Source organism: Chitinophaga agrisoli (assembly GCF_008386695.1).
GTDB classification, from domain to species: Bacteria; Bacteroidota; Bacteroidia; order Chitinophagales; family Chitinophagaceae; genus Chitinophaga; species Chitinophaga agrisoli.
Genome location: NZ_VUOC01000004.1, coordinates 1,170,522 through 1,187,933, shown reverse-complemented (window position 1 = coordinate 1,187,933; position 17,412 = coordinate 1,170,522). Strand labels below are relative to the sequence as shown.

10 protein-coding genes are annotated in these 17,412 nt (G+C 50.3%); all 10 read left to right on the top strand.

All coding sequences use genetic code 11. From position 1 onward, the window contains the following. The first annotated feature begins 20 nt into the window (after nucleotides 1–20). Nucleotides 21–2,507 carry a glycoside hydrolase family 20 zincin-like fold domain-containing protein gene (locus F0L74_RS23820; RefSeq protein WP_213087062.1) on the top strand — a complete coding sequence of 829 codons (2,487 nt, stop codon included), beginning with the start codon at nucleotides 21–23 and terminating at the stop codon, nucleotides 2,505–2,507. Continuing rightward, the gene (locus F0L74_RS23815) at nucleotides 2,494–3,747 is read left to right on the top strand and encodes a glycoside hydrolase family 88 protein (protein WP_149840416.1); all 1,254 of its coding nucleotides are present in this window, start codon (nucleotides 2,494–2,496) and stop codon (nucleotides 3,745–3,747) included. Before F0L74_RS23820 ends, F0L74_RS23815 begins: the two co-directional genes overlap by 14 nt. A gap of 40 nt (nucleotides 3,748–3,787) precedes the next feature. Further along, nucleotides 3,788–6,631 (top strand): TonB-dependent receptor, encoded by a 2,844-nt coding sequence (locus tag F0L74_RS23810; RefSeq protein WP_149840415.1) that lies wholly within the window; start codon nucleotides 3,788–3,790, stop codon nucleotides 6,629–6,631. Nucleotides 6,632–6,670: 39 nt separating this feature from the next. After that, nucleotides 6,671–7,429, top strand: a complete 759-nt coding sequence (locus tag F0L74_RS23805; RefSeq protein ID WP_149840414.1) for a glucosamine-6-phosphate deaminase — start codon at nucleotides 6,671–6,673, stop codon at nucleotides 7,427–7,429. Between the two features lie 55 nt (nucleotides 7,430–7,484). Further along, entirely contained in the window at nucleotides 7,485–8,378 is an 894-nt protein-coding gene (locus F0L74_RS23800; protein WP_246197801.1) for a phytanoyl-CoA dioxygenase family protein, read from the top strand. 8 nt (nucleotides 8,379–8,386) lie between these two features. Further along, nucleotides 8,387–9,214, top strand: a complete 828-nt coding sequence (locus tag F0L74_RS23795) for a sugar phosphate isomerase/epimerase family protein (RefSeq protein ID WP_149840412.1) — start codon at nucleotides 8,387–8,389, stop codon at nucleotides 9,212–9,214. Then, complete coding sequence (gene murQ / locus F0L74_RS23790; protein ID WP_149840411.1) at nucleotides 9,214–10,023, top strand: N-acetylmuramic acid 6-phosphate etherase; 810 nt, start codon at nucleotides 9,214–9,216, stop codon at nucleotides 10,021–10,023. The genes F0L74_RS23795 and murQ overlap by 1 nt, the downstream gene beginning before the upstream one ends. A gap of 9 nt (nucleotides 10,024–10,032) precedes the next feature. After that, nucleotides 10,033–11,295, top strand: coding sequence for a sugar MFS transporter (locus tag F0L74_RS23785; protein ID WP_149840410.1), 1,263 nt, complete (start codon nucleotides 10,033–10,035; stop codon nucleotides 11,293–11,295). Between the two features lie 6 nt (nucleotides 11,296–11,301). Next, complete coding sequence (locus F0L74_RS23780; RefSeq protein ID WP_149840409.1) at nucleotides 11,302–12,582, top strand: MFS transporter; 1,281 nt, start codon at nucleotides 11,302–11,304, stop codon at nucleotides 12,580–12,582. Between the two features lie 351 nt (nucleotides 12,583–12,933). Beyond that, on the top strand, nucleotides 12,934–17,334 hold the full coding sequence (locus tag F0L74_RS23775; protein WP_149840408.1) for a DUF6443 domain-containing protein: 4,401 nt from the start codon (nucleotides 12,934–12,936) through the stop codon (nucleotides 17,332–17,334). Nucleotides 17,335–17,412: the final 78 nt, after the last annotated feature.

The following is a 17,412-nucleotide window of genomic DNA, read 5'->3' as shown; positions in this document are numbered from 1 at the left end:
TTCTATTAATGGCTATGCTATTGCATATAGCATACGTCAAAGCGGCTGTATTGCCTGTAATGCCTTATCCGCAGCAATGCAGCATCGGGCAGGAACCGGTATCATTTCCTACGCAGCTGAAATGGCAAAGTGCAGGCCCGGACCAGCAAATGCAGGCCCGCCTGGCAGCTCACTGGCAGCAATTTGCAACCAGCGGGAAAGCAAAAGGACAACCAGCCCTTGTTACGCTTATATTACTGGATAAGGATAATAGACTGGCTAAAGAATATGCCGGCAGCAGCCTGGATAGCATAGGGCAGGAGGGATATGTGCTGGTGGTCAATACCAAAGACCGGTTTATTGCCGCTAATACAGAAACAGGGTTGTTTTACGGTCTGCAAACACTAAAGCAGCTTACACGTGGCGGTTGGCATACGGATGTTAGCATTGTAGACTGGCCGGCCTACAGCCGCCGCGTTATATTTGACGATATCAGCCGCGGCCCCATCTCCACAGTGCCTTATATCAAAAAGCAGATCGCCAGAATGGCGGAGCTAAAGATCAACTACCTCTCCTTTTATATAGAGCATGTAGTACAGCCGCTGTCCCATCCTGATTTTGCGCCCGCTAATGGAAAGCTCACCATTGCGCAGATAAAGGAGCTAAGCGCCTATGCAGCCAATTATCATATGCAATTAATAGGCAGCTTCCAGTCATTTGGGCATTTTGAGAAAATACTCTCATTACCGCAATACCACGCCATGGGGGAGAGCAGCAGTTTAATATCGCCGCGGGACCCTAAAGCGCGCAAATTCCTGGCAGATGTGATAGGGGAGCTGTGCGGCGCTTTCAGCGCGCCCTGGTTCAACGTGAACTGTGACGAGACCTTTGGCCTAGGAAAAGGCCGCTCCAAAGCTTATGTAGATAGCGTAGGCGTGGCTAAGTTCTACGCAGATCATTTGAAATTCCTGTACGATGTGATAAAACAGCACGGCAAACAGATGATGATGTGGGGAGATATTGCCCTGCAACATGAAGACGTGCTGGACATGCTGCCTAAAGACGTGATCTACCTGACCTGGGAATACGGCGATCAACCCAATTTTGACGCCTGGACAAAACCTTTCGCCAAACGCGGCCTGCAGTTCATGGTATGCGCAGGTATCCTCAACTCCTACCGCATGTTCCCGGATATGGCAATGGCCAAAGCAAATATCAACGGCTTTTTCCGGCAAGGCAAACAAGACGGTGCTACCGGCGCTTTCACTACCATATGGGACGATGGCGGCGCCTATCTCTTTGATGCAGACTGGTACGGAGTATATATGACGGCGGACAGAAGCTGGAACCTGGATACCGCACAGAACGCCAGCTTTGACCAGCGCTATGAGACCACCGCCTACCAGACCAGCAACGGCCAGTATGTAAAGGCTTTATTTAAATTGATGGAGCTGCGCGCCTTACCGCTTACCTACAATCTCAACGATCAGCTGTGGCAGCAGGAGATCTTACCCGCAAACGGTAAAAAGCTCATCCTGAACAATACAAGCGCTACAGCGGCCCTGGCGTTAGTGGAGCAGGCGGAAAGCGATATTGCCGCCGCCGCGCCGCGCAGCCATGCGGCAGATATAGCAGCCCTGCAGTTCGCCATAAGCCAGTATAAACTCATGATCACCACCCGGCTGCTTTTAGCCGGTATGGTAACCGAATACACCACTGCTACCGCGCTAATGCCGGCCAATCCACAGCAGGCCAGCGTAAAAATACTGGCCTGTGCAGACACGCTGCAGGCCCTGACCAAACGTTACCAAGCGGCGGCTGCCTGTTTTAAAAAAGCCTGGCTGCAGGAAAACCAGCCTTACTGGCTCAATGTAGTACTGGAGCCATACGAAAAGAAGTCCGCTGCTCTTGCCCAGCTCGAGGGGCAACTACGCCAGGCAGCAGCACAGCATAAGCTCCCGGATATCACCACAACACACCTGAACATTATGGTCACAGACCGCAGTTATTTCCGGAACTGGATGTTATGTGGCCCGCTGCCGGTGAAACAGTATGGCGATGTGCCTGACTTTCTATACACGCCCGATAAAACGGATAAAAAAACGCCCTCGCCCGGTGATTTTATACGCTACGCGGGAAAGATCTATAACTGGCAAAAATTTCCATCCATGAACGGCGGCATCATCGATCTGGATGAAAAATATCACTATAAAGGCGGCGCTGCTATAACCTACGCCTATTGCCAGATAAAAACAGACAGCGCCGCCACAGTGACCGCCTACCTGGACGCCGGCGTCCGCACGCTGGTATACTGCAATGGTGTTGCCTGTGGCGAAATACCCGGTGGGGGAGAACAACGCCTGTCATTGCCGCTAAAAGCCGGCGTGAACCATATACTACTAAAAATGGGCAACGCGCAACAGCAGCCCTGGTACTTTACTTTTCGCCTGGAAGACGATATAGCTATCACCAATCATAAACATAAATATCAACTGAATGCTAAAAGCACCCGTTATGAAGTGGATTAGTAGAACGGCATGTACTGCGTTAACAGCCGCCGCTTTACTCCCCACCCAACAAGTCAGCGCTCAGCTGAAAAAGGAGGAGATCATCACCGCAATCAATGAAACAGCCGGCTATGTGTCTAACGTACTGTTGGATGAAGAAGGAAAATCACGTTGCGATTATAACCTTACCGAAGGCAAATGGTACCCTTACGAAGTGCCCTGGCATACTGGTCAGGCCGTATATGCCCTGCTGGAAGCCTACAAGGTGACCGGCAACCAGGCTTACCTGGATGCGGCTAAAAACGGCGGCAACTACTGGATAGGCCTGGAAATAAAGGACGATCCTAAAATGAAAGGCATGGTAAAAGCCATTCACGGGGATGTGTTAGGCCCTGACTTTGTAGTGTTTGCCACCGTGTCAGATGGTACGCCCGGCATCTATGAGCTGTCCCGCGTGACCAAAGATCCTAAATATGCGCAGGTAGCTACCAATGCTGCCCGCTGGATGATGGCAAACATGTACGACCGGGATAAAGGGGTCTGTTATGATAACCTGAACATCAAAACAGGCGAGGTGCTCAAGGAATACAGCCCCTTCTGGAAAGAAAAGGCTATGAAAGACCAGGAACTGTATGACGTGTCCCGGCCTAATACAGAAGGCTCACTGTTCAAAGACGCCTATGAGGTGTCTGGTGATACCGCTTTCCGCAACGCCTTCATTAACCTGTGTAACAGCCTGCTGAACCTGCAGGGGCCAGATGGGGTATGGATGCGCTTTATGCCCAACTCAGAGGCGGAGCATTCTTTTCACCCGCGCTTTCCGCTATGGTATGCAGAGTCGTTGATAGAATGTTACAAGCTAACACACGATAAAAAATACCTGGAAGGGGCTGCCCGTACCGCCCGCACTTTTGCAAAGGCGCAGAAAAAGGATGGCACCATCTGGTACGATAACTATTTAAACGGAAGGCCATCAGACAAAGGATCTGCCACCGGATCAGCAGCGGCGCTGGCCGGCATTGTATGGATAGCATTGTCAGAGAACGGATATAAGGAGTTTGATAAGAATATAGAGAAATCAGCCCAATGGCTCATGCTGAATCGTTATGCGCAAAACCACCCGGACCCCAACTTACGGGGCGCCGTACTGGAAACGCGCACACGTTCAAAGGAAGGAAAAATATGGCTCACCAACCGGGATATAGGAACCTCTTTTGCCGTAAGGTTCTTTGCAGATTACCTGCATTTAAAGTATAAATAACAACCAACACTTCATTTTATCAATCCAAAAACTCAGCCAAATGAAACAACGTATTCATCAAATGCTGTCGCTGGTATTTTTACTGGCACTGCTGGTTTGTGGCGCAAATAACGCATCGGCGCAGCAAACGCTTGGCAATATCAAGGGACAGGTGACCGATGCGGAAGGCAATGTTTTGCCCGGCGCTTCTGTACAGATAAAAGGCACTACCCGGGGCGCCGCCACCAGCACCGCCGGCAACTTTGAGCTGCTGGGCGTAAAAGAAGGCAGCTATACGCTGGTCGTTAACTACATGGGCTACAAACCCGCAGAGATCACCGTACAGGTAGCTGGTGGTAAGACCACGGTAAAAGACCTGAAGATGGCTTCAAACGCCAGGGACCTGTCTACAGTAACCGTGTCCAGCGTACTGGAAGGCCAGCAGAAAGCGCTGAACCAGCAACGGAATGCCGATAACATCAAACAGGTGGTATCCGCAGATGTAATGGGCCGCTTTCCGGACCTGAACGTGGCAGAGTCTATGCAGCGCCTGCCTGGCGTTACCATTGGCCGCAACAGCAGCGGCGAAGGTTCTACCGTACAGCTGAGGGGTACCCCCGGCAATTTTACCAACATCAATGTAAATGGCGAACAGATCATGGGCACCGGCGAGAATGGCGAAAGGAATGCCACACTCGACCTTATACCTGTAAACGTATTATCCTCCATGGAAGTAGTGAAGACCCTTACGCCCGATCTGGACGGTGACGCTATCGCCGGCGCCATTAACATGAAATCACCCACCGCCACCTCCTTGAAAACAAGGCTGGCCGTGGATGCTGGTTTGGGTTATAACCACCTGCGCGGAAAATCCAATGGCATTGGCAACCTGTCTGTAGGCAAACGCTTCCTGCAGAATGCGGCTAATCCCAACGGCCGTTTGGGCGTAATACTCACCGGCAGCTACTACCGTACCACCAACGGTTATGATGAGGTGAATGCACAGGTCTGGGAAAAACATGATTTTGAGAACGGCAAAGGTGATGTGTATTTCCCTACGGATATGCGTTACCTCTATGTGGAAAATCAGCGTACCCGTACCGGCGCGTCTGCTACCATTGACTATAATTTCAGCCCGGTGACCAGCATTGTGGCCAATATCATGTACAGCGACCGTGATAACGAACTGACCCGTTACCGCAAGCGTACCCGCATGCAAACCAAGAACACCACCGTGGATGATGATGGCGAGTACATCACGACCAAAGGCCGTTCCTATAACGAGGTAAAAGCAGGTACGGAAGATAACATGAACATTAACTACAACCTGCAGGGCGAAACACAGATAGGCCGCCTGAAGCTGGATGCAGGCCTGTTCTACAGCAATTCAAAATTTGAGAACAGGGCCAATACCTTCAACTTCATTACCGGTAATATTCCGCTTAGCATCCGCGACGTATCCAGTGATTACCTGATGACCACCGGCGCAGACTGGCGCAACGATGCGTCTTTGTTCACTTATAATACCGTTGAACGGGATTACTGGAATACAGAAGGCAACAACTTTGTGGCCAAACTGAATGGCGAATTGCCCTATAAAATAGGGAACAATGCCGCCATGTTTAAAGCGGGGGCTAAAGTAAAACGCATGCACAACAGGCGTTTTAAACTGCCTAATACTATTGTAAGCAACTACACGGGCGATGCAGCTGCAGGTAAACTGACCAACTTCTCCGGCCTTAGCCAGGTAGACGATCACCTGCTGGATGGTAATATGAACTTTGGATTAGGCGTAGACCGCGATAAAACGATCAACTTCTTCAATGAGAATGAGAACCTGGATAACGGCATTTTTACGGAAAGCGTTTCCGGTACCCGCATTAGCCAGGATGCGTATTACTATGACGCGGTGGAGACCGTTACCGCCGGTTACCTCATGAACCGTATACAGTTTAACCGCTTAATGCTGTTGGGTGGTTTGCGCGTGGAAAAAACAGATGTGGATTATAAAGGCAACATCATTGAACAGGATCAGAATGAAGAATGGGCCTCTACCACGCTTACACAGAAAAAGAACAGCTACACCCGCTTCCTGCCTAATATCCAGGCCAAATATGATATCACCAAATCATCCCTTATTCGTGGCGGTTTAACATTCGGCTACTCCCGTCCCAATTTTGTGGACCTCGTGCCGGGCCGTATCATAAGCATACTTAGTGAGATCATTACAGACGGTAACCCGGAGCTGAAGCCCGCATTCTCCACCAACCTGGACCTGATGGCGGAGAAATACCTGTCTAACCTGGGTATCCTGTCTGCCGGCGTATTCTATAAAAAGATTGACAAGTTTCAGTACAACAGCGTTACCACACTAAAAGGCAATGAATTTGATGGGGCTGACAAGTATACAGACTGGCGCTACTACCAGATCCTGAACGGTAATACCGCTAAAGTGTACGGCCTGGAACTGAACGCGCAGGCTAACCTTACTTTCCTGCCCGGTATACTGAAAGGTTTTACCGTATTTGCCAACTATACCTATAGCCATTCCGATGCAGATGCGCAATTCCGCACCAAACTGAGACTGCCTGGTCAGGCTACGCACAGCGCCAACGCTTCCCTGGCTTATTCCCTGAAAGGGTTCACTATACAGGGCAACCTTAACTACAACGGCTCCTACATTGTAAGCCTGGGCGAGGATGCAGAAACGGATGTGATCCGCGATGCACGTACCCAGATAGATGCCAACGCTTCTTACCAGATCAATAAATGGTTTACCATTTATGTGGAAGCGCAGAACCTCACCAACGCGCCGCAAAGGGATTATTTCGGCCAGAAATCCCGCCTCTATGAAAAACAGTTCTATTCCTACTGGGGCCGTGCGGGCGTGAAATTCAGACTGTAAAGACCATTAAGACATAACTAAACAATACAACATACAAAAATGACAGAGTTATTAGCAGAGCAGTTAAAAGTACAGATCTACGAGAATAGGACAACCCTGGGAAGGGCGGCGGCCGAAATGGCTGCTGCCCGCATCCGGGAGCTGCTGCAGGAGCAGGAGATGGTGAACATCATTTTTGCCGCCGCAGCCTCCCAGAACGAGTTCCTGGATGCGCTGGTAGAACAGGATATCGACTGGCAACGTATACAGGCGTTTCATATGGATGAGTACACCATGCTACCGGAAAACGATAACCGCCTGTTTGGCGTATTCCTGAAAGAAAGGATCTTCGGCAAGGTGCCCTTCCGGCACGTGTACTACATTAACGGACAGGCCAAAGACAGGGCGGCGGAATGTGAAAGATATGCAGCGCTGTTGCGCACGTACCCCGTGGATATAACGTGTATGGGTATTGGGGAGAACAGTCACCTGGCCTTTAACGATCCGCACGTAGCAGATTTTAACGATCCCAGCCTGGTGAAGATCGTAGACCTGGACGAAGCCTGTAAACAACAACAGGTGAACGAAGGCTGTTTTGAGTACACCGGAGAAGTACCCATAGACGCCTATACGCTCACCATCCCTGCCTTGCTACAGGCACGCCATATTTTTTGCATGGTGCCCGGCGCCACCAAGGCAGAGGCCGTGCTGCATACGCTGAAAGATGAGATAACGCCACAGTATCCTTCCACCATTCTAAGAACCCATCCGGACGCCATACTGTTCCTTGACCGGCACAGCGCGCAAAGGATAGTATAGGCCCTTTGCCCTTTTTTGCCTATATTAAAAAAGGCAAACCTTAAAATTCATGTATATGAAACAGCTAGTTGAAGACCTTTCAGTACATCACCAGCTGGTAGGCGACTTGTTTAAATGGCCGCAAACCGCTGCAGAATGGGAACAGTACCGTCTTTCACCGGAACAGGTAGCACATTTTAATGAATACGGCTACGTAAGCGGCATAAAACTGCTGGAAGAGTGGCAGATAGACCGCCTGAATGAAGAGCTGGCAGACATCGCAGACCCGGCGCATCCCGGCAATCCGCTGTTCTACCAGTTCGCGTCCAATGAATCAACTGATGTAAACACCGTGTTATTCCATGCTTTGGGCGCCTGGCGTATTACACGGGGATTCCATGATATTTTGTGGAACCCCGCTTTTGTAATGGCGGCCAGCCAGCTGCTGGGCAACCGGGCAGTACGTTTCTGGCATGACCAGCTTTTCTGTAAACCGGCCCGGCATGGCGGCGTAGTAGCGTGGCACCAGGATTATTCTTACTGGACCCGCACAACGCCCCTGCAGCACCTTACCTGCTGGGTGGGGCTGGATGATGCCACCACAGATAATGGCTGCCTGTATTATGTGCCTTACAGCCAGAACTGGGGATTGCTCGACAAACCAGAACTGGCCGGTGATATGGAAGGCGTATTAGACTACCTCACGCCGGAGCAGAAGGCGGCATTTAAACCCGTACCCATTGAGCTGAAAAAAGGGTATGCTGCATTCCATCACCCGCTCATGGTCCATGGCTCATACGCCAACAAATCACCACAAGCCCGCCGGGCATTTGTGCTGAATGTATTTGCAGATGGCACCTTGTCTAACTCAGATGATGAGCTGCTGGCCAATACAACCCGTATACTCAAAGGACACAAAATGGAGGGACAGTTTTACCCGCTGCTTTTTAACCCGGCAAATGCACAATAACAGCTATAATGGATGTATTATTTTTTTGTCCCCGCTGGGGACAGGAGCATGTACCCTGGCCGGTATTTGCCAAACAGGTAAAAGACGTGGGATACAATGGCGTAGAAGCAGGTGTGCCGGCAGATGATAGGGAACGTGACACGATGCTGGAGGCATTGGCTGCCAACGGCCTGCTATTGGTAGCCCAGCATTGGGAAACCGTTACGCCGGATTTCGAGGCACACCTGGCCGCATACGTGGAAAGGCTGCATCGTATGGCAGCAGTGGCGCCGCTGTTCATCAACTCACAGACCGGCCGCGACTTTTTTCCCATGGAACAGAATATCCGGCTCATCACTGCCGCGGCAGAGGTAGCAGCGGCCACCGGCATACCGGTGTACCACGAAACGCACCGCGGTAAGTTCAGCTTTGCCGCGCACATCACACATGCTTTCCTGCAGCAGGTGCCTGAACTGCAACTTACGCTGGACCTTTCCCATTGGTTAGCAGTAGCGGAAAGCCTGCTGGCAGAACAGCAGCCCGCCGTATCACTGGCCATTGAGCGTACGCGTCATATCCATGCCAGGGTAGGGCATCCGGAAGGCCCGCAGATAAGCGATCCCCGTGCGCCGGAATGGGAAGAAGTGCTGAACCTGCACCTGGCTTGCTGGGATAAGATCTACCGCCTGCACAAGGATGCCGGCGCCAAACAGCTGACCATAACGGCGGAATTTGGGCCGCCGCCTTACATGCCCGTGCTGCCGTATACGCAGCAGCCCGTAGCCAGCCAGTGGGAAATAAATTGTTACATGCGCTCATTATTGAGCAGCCGCTATAATCACAACCCGTTCCAGTAATGCAAAACACCAGGATAACCGAGTCTCCATCGCTCTATCGTCATATAGAGCAAATGTCTACAGAAGATATTGTACAACATATTAACGAAGAGGACCACAAAGTAGCGCCGGCCGTAAAGGCTGCGCTGCCCGCTATCACAGCATTGATCAATGCAGCTGCTCCACTGCTGGCGGCCGGCGGCCGCGTATTTTATCTGGGCGCCGGCACCAGCGGTCGTTTAGGCGTGCTGGATGCCAGCGAATGCCCGCCCACTTATGGCGTGGATGCCGGCATTATAAATGGGCTCATGGCCGGCGGCGATGCCGCGCTGCGTTTTGGGATAGAAGATGCGGAAGACAGCTACGAAACTGGCTGGCAGGACTTGCAGGCCAACAACGTACACCCGGGCGATTTTGTAATAGGCATAGCCGCCAGCGGTACCACTCCCTATGTAGTGGGCGCACTGCGGGAATGCCGCAAACATAATATTGCCACTGGCTGTATCGTGTGCAATCCCGGCGCTCCGGTAGCGGCGGAAGCTGATTATCCCATAGAGGTGATCACCGGCCCGGAGTTTATTACCGGCAGTACCCGCATGAAAAGCGGCACTGCGCAAAAGATGGTGCTGAATATGATCTCTACCGCCCTGATGATCCGCCTGGGCCGCGTATCTGATAACCGCATGGTCTACATGCAGATCACCAACCAGAAACTAACGGACCGCGGTACCCGCATGCTCATGGAAGCCGCCGGCATCAGCGATTATGAAAAAGCCCGCGCACTGCTGCAGCTGCATGGTAGCGTACAGGAGGCATTAAACAATTTGTAAACAGCAGGTATGGCAATAACTATGAACGCAGCGGAAAGGAATGCTACCGGCAGCTACAGGAAGAACCTGCTGCTGATCGGCATTTTCTTTTTCATCTTTGGTTTCATCAGCTGGATCAATGGCACGCTGATCCCTTACCTGAAAATAGCTTGTGAGCTACAGGAATGGCAGGCTTACCTGGTGACCTTTGCTTTTTATATTTCCTACACGGCTATGGCCATACCCGCCAGCCGCCTGCTGCAGCAAACCGGTATGATCAAAGGCATGAGTTTAGGCCTGTATATTATGGCCGCCGGCTGCGCCCTGTTCATACCCGCCGCCCTTACCCGCAGCTACAGTCTCTTTTTATCAGGGCTGTTCCTTACCGGTGGCGGGCTAACCCTGTTGCAAACAGCCGTTAATCCTTATGTTACTTTACTGGGACCGGCCAATAGCGCCGCCAGCCGCATCAGCATCATGGGCATCTGTAACAAGGTGGCCGGTATACTAGCCCCGCTGATAATGGGCAGTATCATCCTTAAGAACTCGGGAGGCCTCATCAGTGAGCTGGCAAGCATGACAGCGGAGCAAAAAAAGCTGCGGCTGGATGAGCTGGCGCATGATGTTATACTGCCTTATTGCATATTGACCGCCATACTAGTGCTTGTAGCAATACTGCTGCGCTTTGCCCATTTACCGGATCTTAAGCCCGCTGCGCCTGCCGGTGCAGATACCGTACCCATTGCCGGCAACATCCGCTTTCTGCCGGGTTTTACCGCTATCTTTTTCGCTGTGGGCGCAGAGGTGTTGGCCGGTGATACCATTGGCAACTATGGTCTCTACCATGGTATAAGCCTGGATATAGCCAAAAATTTCACCTCTTATGCATTGTTCTGTATGATGCTGGGGTACATCGCCGGTGTATGGGCCATACCGCGTTACATCTCGCAGCAAAAGGCCTTTTATGCCTCCGCCTGGCTGGGATTGATACTAACGGCCGCGGTGATCTTGTTGCCACAAAAAGCCTCCATTGGCTGTGTAGCCTTATTGGGGCTGGCCAATGCCATGTTATGGCCTGCTATCTGGCCCCAGGCGCTGAATGGGCTGGAAGGAAAAGCCCTGGCCCGCGGCTCTGCTGTACTGATCATGGGCATTGCCGGCGGGGCGCTGCTGCCGCTGATCTACGGGTGGCTGGCTACTGTTTTCAACAACCAATACGCTTATTGTATACTCATACCGGGATACCTGTTCCTGCTCTATTATAGCTATACAGGAATGAAACGGGCTAAATAACGATCCATGACAAACAAACCAGGACATTACCGCTGGGCCATTTGCAGCCTGTTGTTCTTCGCTACTACGATCAATTACCTCGACAGGCAGGTGGTAGGCTACCTGAAACCTATACTGGAAAAACAATTCAACTGGACAGAAACAGACTATAGCCATATTGTAATGGCCTTTACCGCTGCATATGCCGTAGGCTTGCTGCTGTTTGGCCGTATTATCGATAAGCTGGGCAGCAAAATGGGCTATACTATCTCCATTGCCGTATGGAGTATAGCCGCTATGTTACATGCGGTAGTAAAGACCACGCTGGGCTTCGGCATTGTAAGGGCCACGCTGGGCCTGGGCGAGTCCGGCAATTTTCCATCTGCCATTAAAACAGTGGTAGCCTGGTTTCCTAAAAAGGAAAGGGCGCTGGCCACCGGGTTCTTTGACTCCGGCGCTAACATCGGCGCAGTGCTGGCCCCCGTAATAATACCCTGGTTACTGGGCGTTTACGGCTGGCAGGCTGCTTTTATGATCACCGGCGGGCTGGGCCTTTTATGGCTGATGGCCTGGTTATTTATGTATAATGTACCAGACAAACACAAGCAGTTATCTGCTGCGGAACTGGCCTATATAAAAAGCGATGATGACCAGTCAGAGGCAGCGAAGCCCGGCTTGCCCTGGTTTAAATTATTTGGCCTCAAACAAACCTGGGCCTTCATCATCGGTAAGTTCTTTACAGATCCCATCTGGTATTTTTTCATGTATTGGCTGCCTTCCTATTTTTCCAGCGCCTTTCACCTGGATCTCAAAAAGCCAACGCCGCCCCTGATCATCATTTACACGGCCGCCACCCTGGGCGCGCTGGGTGGTGGGTATCTTTCCTCCACGCTCATAAAAAAAGGATGGGCCGTGTATAAAGCGCGTAAATATGCGTTGCTGATATCTGCGTTGGTGGTGCTGCCCATTTTTGCATCGCGTTATACCCAGGATATTTGGGTGGTAGTGGGGTTGATAAGTCTTTCCATTGCAGGCAATGCCGCCTGGAGTGCAAATATTTACACCATTGTATCAGATATGCTGCCTTCAAAAGCCGTTAGCTCTGTAATAGGCATCGGGGGCATGGCAGGCGCCATAGGCGGGGTGCTGTTTCCCATTGGCATAGGCGCAGTGCTGGACCATTACAAAGCCCTGAATAATATCACGGCCGGGTATAACATCATCTTTATTTTCTGTAGCCTGTCCTTCCTGCTGGCATGGTTGCTCATTCATTTCCTGACGCCTAAAATGGAGCCGGTGGATTTTTAGCCTTATCCGTTTTTTTGACGCTAACACGTTGATGCTATATATTTCGCCAGATAGTCGTTCGGGCGGAATATTGGGATGTTTATGTCTACTAAATAACAGAATATCAATAACCGCTTATTGCAATAATTACAAAGATTTTCTTTCTTTGTGCTAAAGCTATACCTGGAGAGTATTGTTGTTTCCCGCAAGCGTATAACCCATACTTCTCAGTTTGTTCGCTGGATCGTGCCTGTTTGAGCTGGATAGCTCTTTGTGTGATGTATATACCTTTTAAATAACGGAATGGTTTGTTATGCCTTACTACTGCGCGTCGCAGTTATTATTTTGTTAAATGTCCTTATACCAGTATAAATGAAGAAGATCTCAACTGTATTATGCCTGTTGTTTGTAACGGGATCAGCATTTGCCCAGAATGTGCCCAATACCAGTACCCGGCCTGTGGCAACCGCTAATACGGTACCCTCCGCCTATACCAATACCACCATCAATTATATCCGTGCCTGGGAGCCCAGTATGCCTGCTGCAGATCCGGCCGCGGTAAGCGCATCCACAGATGTAAATGCAGTAAAGCAAAGCACTCAATACTTTGATGGGCTGGGAAGGCCCTTGCAGACTGTAACAAAAGCCATTACCCCTGGCGCCAGGGACCTGGTGGCGCCGGTGGTATATGACGCATTTGGCCGGGAACAATATAAGTACCTGCCCTATGTGCCTAAAACTGGCAATACTAACGATGGTAAGTTTAAAGCCGATCCTTTTAACGGGCAGAAGGCCTTTTACCAGGATGCTACGCTGGCGCCCGGCGCCGCAGGGGAAAGTATCTACTACGGACAAACGGAATACGAATCCTCCCCGCTGGACCGCGTGTCAAAAACATACGCGGCCGGTAATAGCTGGGCAAAGGAGGGCGGCAGTCACCCCGTTACGCTGCAATATCAAGTGAATACAGCTGCTGATGGCGTACGGATCTGGGATCTGGCGGCTGGCGCTACTATCCCTACCAGTGGAACAAACCGCGTATATACCGTCGGAACGCTCTATAAGAACATCATAAAAGATGAAAGAGGCCTCCGTGTAGTGGAGTTCAAGGATAACGAGGGCCGGGTGGTAATGAAAAGGGTAGAGATCACTACAGGCGCTGCTGATGGGCATACTGGCTGGTTATGTACTTATTATGTATACGATGACCTGGGAAATCTGCGTTTCGTGATCCCTCCCAAGGCAGTGGGTTTGATTTCGGCCAGCTGGGTAATTTCGCAGTCAATTGCTGATGAGCTTTGTTTTCAGTACCAATATGATGGCCGCAACCGTATGATCTTGAAAAAGGTGCCGGGCGCCGCTACGGTAGAAATGGTGTACGACGTACGGGACCGCCCGGTGTTTAGCCGTGACGGTAATCTGAAGAATGCTTCTAAATGGATGGCCACCTTTTACGATGGGCTCAACCGCCCCACCATGACTGCGTTGTATAATTCGGCAGCTACCCGCGATGCGTTGCAGGCCAGTATGAACAGCGCCACCGGTAATAGCCAGAGCATCGGCTACACTTTTCCCGGCACAGCAGACCTGGTGGTGGCTAACTATGATGGCCGGGCGGAATATGAAGCCACAAATAGTATTTCTTTTGTGAATGGTTTTGAATCCGGTACCGGCGAAATGCTCGCAGAGATCAATCCATCTGCCAACGATGGGGTGACAAATATCACCGTTACTAACCCGCTGCCTAATATCCCCGCCAGCGCATTAACCCCGCTTACCTACACCTTTTACGATGATTACAGCTTTACCGGTAAGGAAAATGCGGTGACGGGAGATTTTACAAAACCGCAATATAGTGGCAGCTCCTATGCAGAAGTAATTACCACCACCAGCAGTATGACCAAAGGGCTGGTTACCGGCAGTAAGGTACGGGTACTTGGCACAGACCAGTGGCTGACGACTACCGTTTACTATACCGATAAAGGCCGTACCCTCCAGACGATCGCTGATAACATAAGCGGTGGAAAGGATATAGTGACCAGTCTTTATGATTTTAGCGGCAAACTGCTCAGCACCTACCTGCGGCATAATAACCCGCGTAGCGGCACAACGCCGCAAACTACGGTAATGACGCAACAGCTGTATGATGCCGCCGGCAGAGTGACAGCCATCAAAAAACAGATGAACGACGCGGGCGCGGTTAAAACCATTGCGGAAAACAGCTATGATGAATTAGGACAGCTAAGAACAAAAAGGCTAGGGGTTACCGGCGCCAGTACCCAGCTGGAAACGTTGAACTATGAATATAACCTTCGTGGCTGGCTAAAAAGCATCAACAAAGCCTTTGTAAGCACAATCGCCAGTACCGCTAACTGGTTTGGGCAGGACCTGAGCTACGATTATGGTTATACCAGTAATCAGTACAATGGCAACATAGCCGGTATAAAGTGGAAAAGCAAGAGCAACGGTATCCAGCGCTCTTATGGCTATAGTTATGACAATGCCAATCGTTTAACGGCAGCGGATTACACGCAGCAGAACAACGGTAGCAGCAGCTGGACAAAGGACCAGATGGATTTTTCTGTAAGCAATCTTACTTATGACGCCAATGGTAACATCATAACAATGAACCAGATGGGCATGATAGGAGCACAGCCCCCACAGTTGATTGATCAGCTGAGTTATCGTTATAAGATCAGTGAAGCCAGTAACCGGCTGGCAGCTGTAGGGGATACCAAGGCGACTGCCTCCGCCAAACTGGGCGATTTTATAAATGGCGCCAATACCGGTGACGATTATGATTATGACGTCAATGGTAACCTGAGCATGGACCTTAATAAAGGGATCAGCAGTATTACCTACAACCATCTGAACCTGCCGGAGCTCATCACTGTTACCGGTAAAGGGAGCGTTCAATATAAATACGATGCCACCGGCAGGAAACTGCAAAAGGTGGTGACGGACAATCTGGGGACCACGCCAAAAATAATTACCACCACTTATATTGATGGTTTGGTATATCAGAACGATACGCTGCAGTTCCTGGCTCATGAAGAAGGGCGGATCCGTACCGTGTTTAAAACGGGTAACCCGGTATCCTATGTATATGATTATTTCCTGAAAGACCACCTGGGTAACGTGCGGACCGTGCTGACAGAACAAACAGACTTCAGCATGTATACCGCCACCATGGAAACAGAAAGCGCTGCGAAAGAGGCTGCTTTGTTTAGCAACACGGAGGAGACCCGTACAGATAAACCGGCCGGTTATCCCCAGGATGAAACTAGCCCGCAAAATAAGTCTGTAGCAAAGCTGAGCGCTAAAGAAGGCGGTAAAAAGATAGGCCCTTCCATAGTGTTAAGGGTAATGGCGGGAGATACTATCCAGATAGGCGCCCGGACATTCTACAAATCAGTTGGCCCAGGCAACAATAAGCCGGCTACACCAGAGGATATGGTGGCCTCCCTGTTAAGTGCGTTAGGTGGCGGCGCTGCTGCAGCTGCGGAACATGGTGCCCGTCAGGCAGACCAGCTGTCTCCGTTTAGAAACTTTAATAGCAATGATTACCAGCGCTTAAAGGAAAAAGACCCGGATCAGAACCGGGCGGATAAACCGAAGGCTTATCTGAATTTTGCATTATTCGATGAGCAGTTTAATTTAGTAGAGGATAATAGTGGCGTACGGCAGGTAAAAGGCGAGCCGGATGAACTGCAAACGCTGGCGGTGGATAAGATGGTGGTGAAGAAAAGCGGTTTCCTGTATGCTTACACCAGTAACGAGACAACGCAGGATGTGTTCTTTGATAATGTAACGTTAGGGGTTGCCTCCGGGCCTTTGCTGGAGGAAACGCATTATTACCCCTTTGGGTTAACGATGGCGGCAATAAGCAGCAATGCGTTGAAAGGCATGAATTACCCGGAGAACAGGATGAAGTATAATGGCAAAGAGCTGCAGAATAATGAGTTTGGTGATGGAACTGGATTGGAATGGTATGATTATGGAGCAAGAATGTATGACCAGCAGATAGGAAGATGGCATGCGCCTGATCCTATGGCGTTTAAATACACAAGCGTATCTGTTTATAGCTATGTGGCGGATAACCCTGTGATGTTAGTGGACCCTGACGGAATGGAAATAGAGTGGAAGAAAGGAGATGGCGTCACAAGAAAAGATGTCAGGGAAGCTAAAAGGCTGGCTAGGGCCGCCAGAAGGGAATCCAGCGCATTTAACAAAGTTTACAAAGATTTGAAGCGCTCAGACCATCTTCATACAATAACAGTTACCAAAAATGAGCCCCAGAAAGACGGAAACTCGAATAGTAATACCGAGGCGAAAGGAGGAAATGAAAACATAACGGAAAAAGGAGACGGTACTAATATTACGTTTGACCTGAATGACAGGAAATGGGATCTGCCGGATCAATCGGCGTCAACCCAGCAAACCCTGGTTTTAGGACATGAACTGGGACATGCCTGGGAAATAGATAATGGGTTGGTAAAAGCGGCGCCTGGTGAATTTAAGGGTAATATCATGGAGTTTGATAAGGTAAATAGACATATAGACCAGAAAATGGAATGGAGGAAAGGAGTGGAAACATCGGCTTCACATATAGAGAACATCATGAGAGCGCAATTGATCGGGGGAGATCGGTTAAGGCAATTTTACCAGGCGCCATCTTGGAAAGGCGACAGATGGCCTACTGTTAAACCGGGGTTTGATTATAATAACGTTAGTCCCGGCTATTTTGATTTGTTAAAACTGAGAACTAAATGATTTTTAGATCAAGAGTAAGTTTATATATGCACATTCTTTTTCTATGGCTGCCATTCTTCTTGATGCCTCCTGCTAAGG